The organism is Pantoea sp. JKS000250 (genome assembly GCF_003201065.1).
GTDB classification, from domain to species: domain Bacteria; phylum Pseudomonadota; class Gammaproteobacteria; order Enterobacterales; family Enterobacteriaceae; genus Pantoea; species Pantoea vagans.
Window position 1 is genome coordinate 1243421 of record NZ_QICZ01000001.1, and the last position, 12333, is coordinate 1255753.

Consider the following 12333-nt stretch of genomic DNA (forward strand, 5'->3'; position numbering starts at 1 on the left):
AGGGAGTGTCGTTTGATTACGCTGCGCAATTTCATATCAATGCTCGCATTTAATCAACGCTTCTCTTGAGATGGTGCGCACATTCCCTGACACTGGTATGACAGATTGCTGAGATGAGGTTGTTATGACGACGCCACTGTTTGTGTCCGCCGACTGGTTACAAGAGCACTACAACGATGAGCGGCTTCAGGTGCTGGATGCACGTCTGTTGCCACCCGGAATGGAAGCGGTTCGCGATGTCCAGGCTGAATATCTGGCAGGTCATCTACCCGACGCCCCTTACTTTGATATTGAAGCGCTCTCCGATCACACCAGCCCTTATCCGCATATGCTGCCGCGTGCCGAGACCTTTGCCGTCGCGATGCGCGAGCTGGGCGTGAGCAGTGATAAGCATCTGGTGGTCTATGACGAGGGCAACCTCTTTTCCGCGCCACGCGCCTGGTGGATGCTGAAGACCTTTGGCGTGGCGCAGGTGTCGATTCTGGCCGGTGGTTTGCAGGGCTGGAAAGAAGCCGGTTTTGCGCTGGCAACCGGCGACGTGAATCTGCCGGAAGGTGAGTTTGAAGCCCACGCGGATGAAAGCCGGGTGAAACGTCTGACGGACGTGCTGCTGATCAGTCATGAAGGCGGTGCACAGATTGTTGATGCGCGTGCCGCTAATCGTTTTAACGCCGAAGTGGACGAGCCGCGTCCCGGCCTGCATCGCGGACATATTCCCAACAGCCTGAACGTGCCGTGGAATACGCTGGTTGAGCAGGGAAAACTCAAGCCGGAAGCGGAACTGCGCAGGCTGTTTGCTGACGCGGGCGTGGATATCACACAACCGGTGGTCGCCAGCTGTGGCTCTGGCGTAACGGCGGTGGTATTGATTCTGGCGCTGACGGCGCTGGGCGCTCGGGATGCCACGCTGTATGACGGGTCCTGGGGCGAATGGGGCAGTCGCGACGACTTACCGATAGCGAAGTAAAAAACAGGCGGCTGATAAGCCGCCTGTTTTTTTAAGTGAATCAGATAATCCGCTCACTGCCCTTGAAGTCACGCAGGAAACTGCCCCAGCGACGTTCATAAAATGGCGTGATGTGGGCGGTAAAGAAGTGGCTGATGCCACGGTCCTGCAGCGTGACTTCACAAATATCAATCGGTGCATCGTCTGGCAGCGTGTCCGTTGCCACACTGCCCGCCGCCTGAATAATCGCCTCAATGTTGCTGTCCGCTTCAATACCAATCAGCAGATTAGGCGCTTCATCAGACCGCTCACGAATGCTGGCGATAAATGCCCGGCGCACCTGCTTATGCTTAGCGAACAGCTGCGTCAGCGAATCGATCATCTGCGCAGGCGGCTCGGCCACTTCAGACAACAGCAGGGACTGTCCGCCTTCCAGCAGGGTTTGCTGGCTTAGCGCACTGCCCTCTTCAGCCAGCAGATGGGTGATCTCGGCTGCAGTAAACTCTTTACCGGAAGGCAGTTTGGGATTGAGAAACAGCGTCTCGCCACGTGTAATCTCAAACAGCGTCCGGACCGGCAGACGCAGCCAGGACTGCTCACCGCTCACCGCTTCACTCATCGCCTCTTCAGACGTGAAAAAAGGAATGATGCTGCTGCCATCCTCTTTTTCCCAGTGCTGCAGATCAACGGGCGTGCTGGCATCAAGCTGTTGCGTAGTGCTTTCGCCTGGAACAAAGACATCAGACTCCAGCAGCAGTTGAAAAAATTCGGGCCGATGGGCAGGCTCGGTGGTTGCCAGCTTCAGCACCTCTTCAAGACGGTTCATAGTTTCCCTCTGAACAGCGGCGGCATCTGCCACCGCTGAGCCCTTCTTATTTCAGTAACAGATTAGCGATGGTTCGCACGCCAAGACCTGTTGCACCCGCCGCCCATTGATCAACTGCCCCTTTACGATAGGTGGCGGAACAGTCGATGTGCAGCCAGCCCTGCTGATAGTTGCTCACGAAGTGGGACAGGAACGCTGCCGCACTGCTGGCGCCTGCCGCATGAGACGGGCTGGCGATGTTATTGAGATCGGCGAAGTTAGACGGCAGATGGCTGCGGTGGAATTCAGCCAGCGGCAGACGCCAGAAAGGCTCGTTCTCACTCACCGCGCTGCCCATCAGCGACTGCGCCATCACATCATCAAAGGTAAACAGCGCATGATAATCGTTGCCCAGCGCGGTTTTAGCCGCGCCGGTCAGCGTGGCAGCATCGATGATCAGCGTCGGGTTCTGCTCGCTGGCGTCGATTAAACCGTCGGCCAGGACAAGGCGACCCTCCGCATCGGTGTTCATCACTTCCACCGATTTGCCGTTGCGATAGCGAATGATGTCGCCGAGCTTGAAGGCGTTGCTGCTGACCATGTTATCGGCACAGCAGAGGTAGAGTTTGACGCGCTTGTTCAGACCACGCGAAATCGCCATTGCCAGTGCGCCGGTAACGGTCGCCGCGCCGCCCATGTCAGACTTCATTGAGTCCATGAAGCTGCTCTGCTTCAGGCTGTAGCCGCCGGTATCAAAGGTGATGCCTTTACCGACCAGACAGGCATAGACCGGTGCATTCTCATCGCCGGTTGGGTTGTAGTCGAGCGCCAGGTAAACCGGCGGGCGATTTGAACCCCGTCCCACCGTGTGCAGGCCCATATAGCCCTGAACGCGCAGATCGTCGCCTTTGGTAATGCGATAGCTGACGGCGCTGCCGCCCACTTCACTGATCAGATCGATGGCCGTATGCGCCAGTTGTTCCGGCCCCAGATCTTCTGCAGGCAGGTTAATCACGTTGCGGACCCAGTCGATGATTTTCAGACGGCGATCAAACTCCGCCTGCTCATGTTCGCCCAGCGCTGGCCACTCAACCTGACGCTGGCCTTTCGGGCCACGGAAGCCCTGCCAGAATGCCCAGCACTGCTCCAGGTGCCAGCCTTCGCCGGTCAGCGCCACGTGGCGGATGCCCTGGCTGTCGATTTTGTGCGCCGCACGCTGAATGGTATTCAGCGCATCCGCGCCGGTCAGATGCAGCGTCATACCGCTGTCGTTGCTGCTCAGAATCGCTTTTTCGCCCCAGCGCGCATCGGCGGGCTGGCTGCTAAGCGTAATGTTCATGGGTTGTGTGGTCATCGAAAAGCTCCGTAATCGTTATCTGTTTCATCCAGCCTGATTGTTATGACGGCTTTAATAAGATGTTAAATGTATTTCGCAGAGACCTGATAACAGATTCCGCCGGACGATGCCAGCGAAGCGCCCATATTGACGCAGTTTCCGGACTATGACCGGGTATCAGGATTTCATTAAGGCCCGCAGCCGGGTCACCGACTTCTGCACCAGGGCGATGGCGTAGTCGATCTCTTCTTGGGTCGTGAAGCGTCCCAACGAGAAGCGCAGCGAACTGTGCGCCAGCTCCTCACTTACGCCCAGCGCGCGTAAAACATAGGAAGGCTCCAGGCTGGCAGAGGTACAGGCCGAGCCGGAAGAGAGGGCCAGATCTTTCAGCGCCATAATCAGGGATTCACCCTCAACGTCAGCGAAACTGATGTTAAGAATGTTCGGCACACACTGATGCGGATCGCCATTGAGAGTAACGTCCGGCAGCGTGCTGATGCCCTGCCACAGACGATCGCGCAGCGCCTGCAGACGCGCCATCTCCGTTTCGCGCTCTTCAGCCGCGATACGATAGGCCTCGCCCATACCGACAATCTGATGCACCGGCAGGGTGCCGGAGCGCATCCCGCGTTCATGCCCGCCGCCGTGGATTTGCGCAGCAATCTGTACGCGCGGTTTACGCCGCACATAGAGCGCACCGATGCCTTTCGGACCATAGAGTTTGTGGGCCGAAAATGACATCAAATCGGCCGGTAACTGGCTGAGGTCGATGGGCAACTTACCGACGCTCTGGGTCGCATCCACATGAAACAGAATCTCACGCTCGCGGCAGAGTTCACCAAAGGCGGCGATATCCTGAACCACGCCGGTTTCATTATTAACGTGCATCAGAGTAACCAGAATGGTGTCATCGCGCAGCGCCGCACGCAGCTGTTCAGGCGAGACAATGCCGTTAGCTGCCGGCGTCAGATACGTGACATCAAAACCTTCGCGCTCCAGCTGCTGACAGCTGTCGAGCACCGCTTTGTGTTCCGTCTGGCTGGTGATGATATGTTTGCCGCGCGCCTGATGGGCGTGGGCTGCGCCTTTAATCGCGAGGTTATCGGATTCGGTGGCGCCAGAGGTAAAGACGATTTCGCGCGGATCGGCGTTGACCAGTTCGGCAATCTGATTGCGGGCAACATCGACCGCTTCTTCAGACTGCCAGCCAAAACGGTGCGATCGCGAAGCCGGATTACCGAACGTGCCATCCAGCGTCAGAAACTGCATCATTTTGCTGGCTACACGCGGATCGGCCGGCGTGGTGGCGGCATAATCCAGGTAAATCGGTAATTTCATTGCGCTACAGCTCCGTATAGAAAATCATACGTCTTTATAGCAGATTCGGCCCTGACCGCGTTAGCAGTAAGGGCCGCAACAGCGGGGATTACGAGGCGCGCTGGTTGACGTTAATTTCCTGCGAACGCGGGCTCTGGAAGCGACGATTATCGATCGCATTCTGACGATCGGCCACATCCAGAATCTCCTGATTATTCACCAGCTCAGCCAGCGTAATATTGTTCAGGAAGTCACTGATACGCACGCTCAGATCGCGCCACAGCACGTGAGTCAGACAACGCTCACCGCCCTGGCAGCCTTCTTTGCCCTGGCATTTAGTGGCATCAACTGACTCATCAACCGCAGTGATCACTTCGCCGACAGAGATGGTGTCTGACGCTTTACCCAGCAGATAACCGCCACCCGGGCCACGAACGCTGGAAACCAGGTCGTTTTTACGCAGTCGGGAGAATAACTGCTCCAGATAGGAGAGCGAGATGCCCTGACGTTCTGAAATATCAGCCAGCGGGACCGGACCTTCATGGGAGTGAAGGGCAACGTCCAGCATTGCAGTAACGGCATAACGTCCTTTGGATGTCAGTCTCATAGCGTACGACCTCAATAGCGTCCGGTTATCGGAGGATTAGCAACAGATGCCATGAAGTCTGACATTCCCGAGTAAATTGGTCAACTATTTAACCTGGTAAATTAGTCAGGTATTTAACCAGGTAATTTACTCAACTATTATCTGGTTCTTTTTTCTCGTTTTTTCGCTTTTCAAACGACGAAAGCATACCGCGCAGGATGTTCAGTTCATCACGTTCCGGACGGGCGCGGGTATAAAGACGACGCAGTTTGCTCATCACCTGGCCTGGATTGGCTTCACGGATAAAGCCGCTGTTCAGCATCATCTGTTCCATATGCTGATAGAAGCGCTCAAGGTCATCCACCAGCGGATAAGGCGATTCTTCAAACTTTGGCGGCGGGCTGGCCTGCTCCTGCGACTGTAACCATGCCATGCGCACTTCATAGGCGATAATCTGTACTGCCATCGCCAGGTTCAGCGAGCTGTACTCCGGGTTAGCCTGAATCGCGACGTGATAGTGGCACTTCTGCAACTCTTCGTTGGTCAGGCCAACGCGTTCACGACCAAACACCAGTGCGACCGGTGCCTGCTGGCCCTCTTCCACACTTTTTACGCCGCATTCACGTGCATCCAGCATCGGCCAGGGCAGCGAACGCGAACGTGCGCTGGTACCGACCACCAGACTGCATCCGGCAATTGCCTCATCCAGTGAATCGACGATTTTTGCGTCGCCGATAACGTCACTGGCACCGGCAGCCAGGGAGATCGCCTGTGAGTCGGGTTTGACCAGCGGATTAACCAGATAGAGGTTGGTTAAACCCATGGTTTTCATGGCGCGCGCAACGGAGCCCATGTTACCGGTGTGAGAAGTTTCGACCAGCACGATACGAATATTTTGCAACATGATTAGGGATACTCAGAAACGGGTCAGTAAAATCAGTGGAGAGAATCGTAACATAAAGCAGGACATTTACCGAACACGCTGCTATACTCCGCGCCGTTTTCCCCGTTCTTTAACATCCAGCGAGAGATACCGATGCATCCAATGCTCAACATTGCCGTGCGCGCAGCGCGCAAGGCCGGAAATTTAATTGCCAAATATTATGAAACCCCGGACGCCGTCGAAGCCAGCCAGAAAGGCAGCAACGACTTCGTAACCAATGTTGACCGCGAAGCAGAACGCCTGATTATCGAAATTATTCGTAAATCTTACCCGAAACATACCATCATCACTGAAGAAAGCGGTGAACTGGCGGGCGAAGATCAGGATGTTCAATGGGTTATCGATCCGCTGGATGGCACCTCCAACTTCATCAAACGTCTGCCCCACTTTGCTGTTTCAATCGCGGTGCGCATCAAAGGCCGCACTGAAGTCGCCGTCGTTTACGATCCAATGCGCAATGAACTGTTCACCTCTTCACGTGGCCAGGGCGCTCAGTTGAATGGCTATCGCCTGCGTGGCAGCATTGCGCGCGATCTGGATGGCACCGTTCTGGCAACGGGCTTCCCGTTCAAAATGAAGCAGCACGCGCCTGCTTACATGAACATCCTGACCAAACTCTTCACTCAGTGCGCTGACTTCCGTCGCACCGGTTCTGCTGCGCTGGATCTGGCCTATGTGGCTGCGGGTCGCGTAGATGGCTACTTTGAGATTGGCCTGAAGCCGTGGGATTTTGCGGCGGGTGAACTGCTGGTTCGTGAAGCGGGCGGTCTGGTCACTGACTTCACCGGTAACCACGGCTATCTGCTGTCAGGTAACCTGGTCGCGGGTAACCCGCGCGTAGTAAAAGCCATGCTGTCGAACATGCGTGATGAGCTGAGCGAAGCGTTAAAACGCTAAGTTTCAGTATAGAAAAAGGCGGCTTATCAGCCGCCTTTTTTATTGCCTGCGAATCAGTGATGATTAACGACGTTCGTGTGCCAGCACCTGACGGGGCTGAGTACGACGACCCACCATACCCATCACACCAGCCAGTACGGCTTCGATGATCAAAAGAATCAGGGCATACCAGCTCGCTTTAGCGGTCGCAGCAGCGGCTTTTTCGCCCGCTTCACGTGCTTTCTGCTCAGCCTGCTGTTTCAGTTCATTATACTTCTGAACGGCCTGCTGATAGCTCTGCTCGGTTTTCGCAACGATCTGATCCACTTCCTCATCGCTTTTACCGGTACGCGCTTTGATGATATTTTTCAGTGCGTCACGGTCGGCTGCCTGCAGGGTATCTGAATGACGATCCAGTACACCTTTGACCCAGTTAGTCAGATCGGTATCGGCTGTCTGCGGATGGTTCGCGGTGTTGTTAGCCTGGTTTTCCGCATTCTGCGCTTCTTTATTTGCGTCCTGCTTCAGATTCTCTGGCTGTAATTCCGGCTTACCGGTCTGGCGTAATGTGGTTTCAAGTTCGTTCTGCAGGCTGTCTAAATTAATATTATTTTCCTGCAGCTTTTCTTTTGCCATTTGCGTGACCGAAGGCGCAGCGGCGGAAATACCACTGCCCAGCGCCTGGAAGCCTGAACCCACAATATTCATCGCGCCACCTAATACGCTGGTTGCCAGCGCAATTGCCAGATAAATAGTGAAAATTGTGCTAAGGCCAAACATCAGTAAACCGTGCAGTGCGCCTTCACGCTGTGCCAGTCGACCGGCAACATAACTACCCGCCGCCATCGCGACCAGCATTTCAATGGCCGTCCAGACCAGCGCGCCAGTGCCAAGGCCGTCCAGCGGATTCTGTTCTTTCATCGGATCAATGGTGGTAGCACCAATGGCGGTTCCCAGCAGCGTCAGAATGATATGAACGATTAATGCACAAATAACACCGGCAAACACCGCGCTCCAGGAAATACGTTTTAACGGTAATCCTGCCGGCCCGGTCGCCAGCGTTTCGGTGTAGCCATTATTAATACGGGTATCAGCCATGAAATATACTCCTCGCAATAAACAGAAAACTGCTCTGATCTTTTATCATCCCGACGGCGGAATGCCGTTTTGGTATTAACAGCGTAGACAGGGAATAGTCATTTCTCCACTAAACTGCCCTGAGAAAAAAATAAAGAGATGAATTAAGAGATAATTAGCGAGGTAAGGATAACCGCGGGAATTTTATTCCCGCTGCGTTTATAATCAGAAAGGTCGAATTCCGCCGCCTGCCGTCAGCTGTGCTGACTGCCATAATGCGATGCCCGCCACAATTAAAATCAGGCTACCGGTTAAGGCCAGCGTTGGCAACAATAGTCGCGAGATGCCTGAGACTGCACCAGGCTGTGCCAGCCGTTGCGCCACCGAGCGCGCCTGCTGCACCAGCAGGCCAATCGCCGAAATGGTCAGCGCCGTGCCGACCGCCATCACGGCAGCAGAGAGAATGCCCCAGCCATAAACACCAATCACTTTGGCAAACAGCAGCATCATAATCGCGCCGGAGCAGGGACGTAATCCCATCGACACCACCACCAGCAGCTGGGTTTTCCAGCTAACGTTGCCGCTCATCTGCTGCGGGGTTGGCAGATGCGCATGCCCGCAGCCGCAATGCTCATCATGCTGATGGTGGGGCCGGAAGGCACGAAATACCGGAGCTGGACGCAATGCCCGCCACAGTGAACGCAGCGCCCGATACCCGATCATCACGCCCAGCCCAATCACCAGCAGATAACTGCCCTTCTCCAGCCAGAAACTGCTGAGATGCAGCTGGCGCGACGAGGTTTTCAGCACCACCAGCATCACCGTCACCAGCCCAATCGCCACCGAACCCTGCAACAGCGAGGCGAGTAGCGTCAGCCTGATACTGGTTTTCACTTTTGCAGGATGAGTTGCCAGAAAGGTCGCGATCACCACTTTGCCGTGGCCCGGACCCAGCGCGTGCAGCACGCCATAGAGCAGGCTGAATATCACCAGCGAGAGGCCCGCCTTGTTGGGCTGCTCCGCCACCTGTTGTAACAGCTGGGTCATCTGGCGGTGCAGATCTTTCTGCCACAACACGCTCTGCAGCAGAATCTGCGACCAGTAAAGCCAGACCAGCAATGCGCCGCCGATGAAAAGTCCCGCCAGTAACCACAGCGGCCAGAGCCGGGAAGCCCGCAGGGGGGCGGAGATTACTGACATGTCAGTACCACCGTTTGTGCGAACTGGCGACCTAAATCCATCTCCTCCGCAGGCGCATCGGCTTTATCCAGCGACAGCGCATACTGCTTCAGAGAGTCATTGGGTTTTGGCGTATTGAGCGCAAATTTACAGCGGGTCTGCAACGCCGGCGGCAGCGTTAACGCGCCGGGATTGTCATAGAACATATCGACGAAGTAAGTGGGATCGAAGGTCAGGATCTCAAAGCGCTGCCCGGCCAGCGTCGGGGGCTCCGCCAGCGGCAGAACAAATTCCAGCACCGCTTTGTGACCGCTACGCGACAGATTATATTCCGTTGGCAGATTCAAAAACTTTACCCGCTGTTGGTTGTGCCAGATTTCAGAAAAGTAGTGCTGGCCCAGTACGTTCGCCATCACGCCCGCCGCCAGCTTTTTCCACACCACGCTGCCTGGCTTCGCCTCACCCGCGTCATACAGCAGGTCGGCGGAGGTGATCTCATCCATGGTCCAGGTCATCTTTAATCCGGTAAAGGTGTCACCCTGCACCACCAGCTCGGTTTTCATGTCGATGAAGCTGTGAGGATGGGCCAGCAGAGCCGGACTTAATACCATCAGTAAGGCAAAGAGTGCGCGTTTCATAATGTTATAAAGTAACGTTCCTGATGAAAAGAATCTATAAGTAACAAAATTTTGTGACCCGCCTTAAACCTCCGGCAAATAAACCGCGTAAACCGCGCGGGCGCTGACCGGGTTGACTACGCTTAGCTCAAATTAGCCTGCTGGAAATCTAATTGATGAGTTCTGCTACCCCTTTGGCACCACTCTTCACCCGTTCACAGCGTCAGTGCCATCTTTTATTGTTGCTGTTTCTGCCCGCACCCGTGCTTACGCTTGAAAAAATCTGCCAGCTGAATGGCATCGATCCTGCCGTTGCCCGACAGGATATCGCGGATGTAGGCCTTGAGATACAGCGATATCACCAGCTGGAATTGCATCAGATGGTGGATGGCAGCTTTCGTCTTCATGGTACAGAGCTGGACCGGCGCCTTTGTCTGTTGCACAACCTGCGACGCAGTCTGCGTTTATCGCAGGACTTTGTCTGCCAGCATTTTGCCACGCCGCTGCGTCAGCGCCTGAAGGTCATGAAGATTGAAAAAGCGTTGTGGGATGAGACCAATTTACAGGCGCTGATTCAGCACTGCAGCCTGCGTCTGAAGCGTGATTTCAGCGAACGCGACCGGCTTTTTCTGCAGATATTTATGAAGTATGGCTTGTGCCAGCGTCAGCCGGTGCTGTTCAGTGAGGCGCAGTCTCTCTGGCTGCAGCAGAAGCCTGAGCGGCAGGCCGCCGAAGATGTGATACATCACTGGCGAAAACGCTGCCATCTTGCCCCGCACGTCAGTGAAATCGACTTCTGGACGCTGCTGTTCAGCCAGATTCATACGCCGGTCGTGGACGCAATTACCCATCCTGCTGAACAGCAGTTGATGAACGCGACGCAGCAACTGATCAATGACTTTGAAGCCTGCGCCGAAATCACTTTTGCTGACCGCGACGAACTGCTGCACCAGCTCTACCCGCATCTGGCGCAGGCGCTGGATCGCACTCACTTTACTATCGGTATCGACAATAGCGTCGCACTGGATGTCAGCCGCCTCTATCCTCGCCTGCTGCGCACCACTCAGCAGGCCCTGCAGGCTTTTGAGCAGCATTACAACATTACTTTTACGCCGGAAGAGGTGAGTTTAGTCACCATTATATTTGGTGCCTGGCTGATGCAGGAGAGTGCGCTGCAGGAGAAACAGGTCCTGATCCTGACCGGCGACGATGCCGATCTGGAGCAGGACGTGGAGCAGCAGATCCGGGAGATCACGCTGCTGCCTGTCAATATTTCCTACCTGGACGTCAAGCAGTTTCAGCGGGACGGCGCGCCGCGGGATGTCGACATCATCATTTCGCCCTACCCTACTTCGCTGCCCTTATTCTCTCCGCCGCTGGTGCATGCGGAACTGCCGCTGACGCTGCACCATCAGCAGCGCATTCGTTATTTACTGGAGTCGTAGCCGGGACGCAGGAACAGTGCGGGCAGGGCCACCAGTGCCATCACCCAGAAAAGATGCCCCTGCAGATGCGCGAACAGCACGCCGCAGATCATGGTCATTACTGCAATACCCCCGCCCATCGCCAGCGCGGAATAGAGCGACTGTAGCCGGATCACTTCCGCCCCCTGCCGCGCCGCGATAAAGCGCATCGCCGCCAGATGACAGACGGTGAAACTGCCACAGTGAAGGATTTGCGCCACAATCAGCAGCGGCAACGCGGTGCTGGCTCCCAGCAGGCCCCAGCGGATCAGCGCGCAGATGCCTGAAAGCAGCAGCAGGTCACGCGCGCTCCAGCGGCGGAACAGGCGGCTGCTCAGAGCGAACACGATAATTTCCGCCACTACGCCCAGCGACCAGAGATAACCCACCGTCGAGGCGGAGTAGCCGCTCTCCTGCCACCAGATAGCGCTGAAGCCGTAATAGGCAGCGTGCGCGCCTTGCAGCAGCGTTACGCAGAGCATAAATCGCCATACTGCATTTTCACGCAGCAAATCACGCCATTCCTGCCAGCCGCCGCCCGCAGCACTCTGACGCTCATGACCCTGTGGCTGGGTGGCCGGTCTCAGCATCATGCCCGCGAGCATGGCGATGATACCAACGGAAAGCAGCAGCAGAATAGCCTGAGAGGAGTAAGCACTGACCAGCACGCCGGTTAACGCCGAGCTGATTACAAAGGCCAGCGATCCCCACAGCCGCACCGGCCCGTACGCCAGCCCAATCTGCTGTGTCCAGGTCGCGGCCAGCGCATCACTGAGCGGCACCAGCGGCGAGAAGAAGAGGTTAAAGCCGATCATCACAGTCAGCAGCCACATCCACTGCTCACCTACCCAAAAACCGGCGGCGAACAGGCAGGTCATCAACGCCAGCAGACGCAGCGCCGTAATCAACCGGCTGGGATTCTTAACCTGAGAAGCGATAAGCAGACTACCGACGAAGCGCGCGACCATACCACAGCCAAGCAGCAGGCCAATCTTCTCAGCATCCAGGCCGGTGCCTTTCAGCCACACGCCCCAGAATGGCAGATAGATGCCGTAACAGAAGAAGTAAGTGAAGTAGCCCAATCCGAGCCATCTGGCGGAGCCGATTGCCATATTCCCTCCAGCAAGTGTGCTGCCTCGCAGCATGAGTGGGCGCTACTCTGGCAGAGCGCCGCGGGACAGGCAATAA

12 protein-coding genes are annotated in these 12333 nt (G+C 55.9%); 3 read left to right on the forward strand and 9 right to left on the reverse strand.

All coding sequences use genetic code 11. The features are described 5' to 3' along the window. Window positions 1-124 precede the first annotated feature (124 nt). Window positions 125-967: a 3-mercaptopyruvate sulfurtransferase gene (gene sseA, locus BY447_RS05920; protein ID WP_033783894.1), complete on the forward strand. Its 843-nt coding sequence runs from the start codon at window positions 125-127 to the stop codon at window positions 965-967. A gap of 40 nt (window positions 968-1007) precedes the next feature. Here sseA and sseB read toward each other — a convergent pair whose 3' ends face one another. The 5 genes from sseB to trmJ all read right to left on the reverse strand — a co-directional run bounded on the left by sseB (window position 1008) and on the right by trmJ (window position 5894). Further along, the gene (gene sseB, locus BY447_RS05925; RefSeq protein ID WP_110330745.1) at window positions 1008-1772 is read right to left on the reverse strand and encodes an enhanced serine sensitivity protein SseB; all 765 of its coding nucleotides are present in this window, start codon (window positions 1770-1772) and stop codon (window positions 1008-1010) included. Window positions 1773-1818: 46 nt separating this feature from the next. Beyond that, on the reverse strand, window positions 1819-3105 hold the full coding sequence (pepB, locus tag BY447_RS05930) for an aminopeptidase PepB (protein ID WP_110330746.1): 1287 nt from the start codon (window positions 3103-3105) through the stop codon (window positions 1819-1821). Window positions 3106-3264: 159 nt separating this feature from the next. Continuing rightward, a complete protein-coding gene (locus BY447_RS05935) occupies window positions 3265-4425 on the reverse strand; it encodes an IscS subfamily cysteine desulfurase (RefSeq protein ID WP_110330747.1) in 1161 nt (386 codons plus the stop codon). 88 nt (window positions 4426-4513) lie between these two features. Further along, on the reverse strand, window positions 4514-5011 hold the full coding sequence (iscR, locus tag BY447_RS05940; RefSeq protein WP_013358736.1) for a Fe-S cluster assembly transcriptional regulator IscR: 498 nt from the start codon (window positions 5009-5011) through the stop codon (window positions 4514-4516). A gap of 130 nt (window positions 5012-5141) precedes the next feature. Further along, a complete protein-coding gene (trmJ, locus tag BY447_RS05945) occupies window positions 5142-5894 on the reverse strand; it encodes a tRNA (cytosine(32)/uridine(32)-2'-O)-methyltransferase TrmJ (RefSeq protein ID WP_013358737.1) in 753 nt (250 codons plus the stop codon). Window positions 5895-6026: 132 nt separating this feature from the next. Here trmJ and suhB point away from each other — a divergent pair, with 132 nt between their 5' ends. Next, window positions 6027-6830 (forward strand): inositol-1-monophosphatase, encoded by an 804-nt coding sequence (suhB, locus tag BY447_RS05950; RefSeq protein ID WP_013358738.1) that lies wholly within the window; start codon window positions 6027-6029, stop codon window positions 6828-6830. A gap of 63 nt (window positions 6831-6893) precedes the next feature. On the opposite strand, the gene BY447_RS05955 is transcribed toward suhB, so the two are convergent. The 3 genes from BY447_RS05955 to BY447_RS05965 all read right to left on the reverse strand — a co-directional run bounded on the left by BY447_RS05955 (window position 6894) and on the right by BY447_RS05965 (window position 9703). Further along, window positions 6894-7907: a TIGR04086 family membrane protein gene (locus tag BY447_RS05955; RefSeq protein ID WP_110330748.1), complete on the reverse strand. Its 1014-nt coding sequence runs from the start codon at window positions 7905-7907 to the stop codon at window positions 6894-6896. A 204-nt stretch (window positions 7908-8111) separates the two neighbouring features. Beyond that, on the reverse strand, window positions 8112-9086 hold the full coding sequence (locus tag BY447_RS05960; RefSeq protein WP_110330749.1) for a nickel/cobalt transporter: 975 nt from the start codon (window positions 9084-9086) through the stop codon (window positions 8112-8114). After that, the gene (locus BY447_RS05965) at window positions 9077-9703 is read right to left on the reverse strand and encodes a DUF1007 family protein (RefSeq protein WP_013358741.1); all 627 of its coding nucleotides are present in this window, start codon (window positions 9701-9703) and stop codon (window positions 9077-9079) included. Before BY447_RS05965 ends, BY447_RS05960 begins: the two co-directional genes overlap by 10 nt. Window positions 9704-9858: 155 nt before the next feature. Between BY447_RS05965 and csiE the strand changes: the two genes are divergently transcribed. Further along, window positions 9859-11127 carry a stationary phase inducible protein CsiE gene (csiE, locus tag BY447_RS05970; protein ID WP_110330750.1) on the forward strand — a complete coding sequence of 423 codons (1269 nt, stop codon included), beginning with the start codon at window positions 9859-9861 and terminating at the stop codon, window positions 11125-11127. Here the strand turns inward: csiE and BY447_RS05975 are convergent. Beyond that, the gene (locus tag BY447_RS05975; protein WP_110330751.1) at window positions 11109-12257 is read right to left on the reverse strand and encodes a 3-phenylpropionate MFS transporter; all 1149 of its coding nucleotides are present in this window, start codon (window positions 12255-12257) and stop codon (window positions 11109-11111) included. The genes csiE and BY447_RS05975 overlap by 19 nt on opposite strands. Between the last annotated feature and the right edge of the window lie 76 nt (window positions 12258-12333).

Bases quoted from the DNA above. Each gene is read 5' to 3' on its own strand.
- sseA (WP_033783894.1), top strand. From the start codon at position 125: ATGACGACGCCACTGTTTGTGTCCGCCGACTGGTTACAAGAGCACTAC.
- sseB (WP_110330745.1), bottom strand. From the start codon at position 1,772: ATGAACCGTCTTGAAGAGGTGCTGAAGCTGGCAACCACCGAGCCTGCC.
- pepB (WP_110330746.1), bottom strand. From the start codon at position 3,105: ATGACCACACAACCCATGAACATTACGCTTAGCAGCCAGCCCGCCGAT.
- BY447_RS05935 (WP_110330747.1), bottom strand. From the start codon at position 4,425: ATGAAATTACCGATTTACCTGGATTATGCCGCCACCACGCCGGCCGAT.
- iscR (WP_013358736.1), bottom strand. From the start codon at position 5,011: ATGAGACTGACATCCAAAGGACGTTATGCCGTTACTGCAATGCTGGAC.
- trmJ (WP_013358737.1), bottom strand. From the start codon at position 5,894: ATGTTGCAAAATATTCGTATCGTGCTGGTCGAAACTTCTCACACCGGT.
- suhB (WP_013358738.1), top strand. From the start codon at position 6,027: ATGCATCCAATGCTCAACATTGCCGTGCGCGCAGCGCGCAAGGCCGGA.
- BY447_RS05955 (WP_110330748.1), bottom strand. From the start codon at position 7,907: ATGGCTGATACCCGTATTAATAATGGCTACACCGAAACGCTGGCGACC.
- BY447_RS05960 (WP_110330749.1), bottom strand. From the start codon at position 9,086: ATGTCAGTAATCTCCGCCCCCCTGCGGGCTTCCCGGCTCTGGCCGCTG.
- BY447_RS05965 (WP_013358741.1), bottom strand. From the start codon at position 9,703: ATGAAACGCGCACTCTTTGCCTTACTGATGGTATTAAGTCCGGCTCTG.
- csiE (WP_110330750.1), top strand. From the start codon at position 9,859: ATGAGTTCTGCTACCCCTTTGGCACCACTCTTCACCCGTTCACAGCGT.
- BY447_RS05975 (WP_110330751.1), bottom strand. From the start codon at position 12,257: ATGGCAATCGGCTCCGCCAGATGGCTCGGATTGGGCTACTTCACTTAC.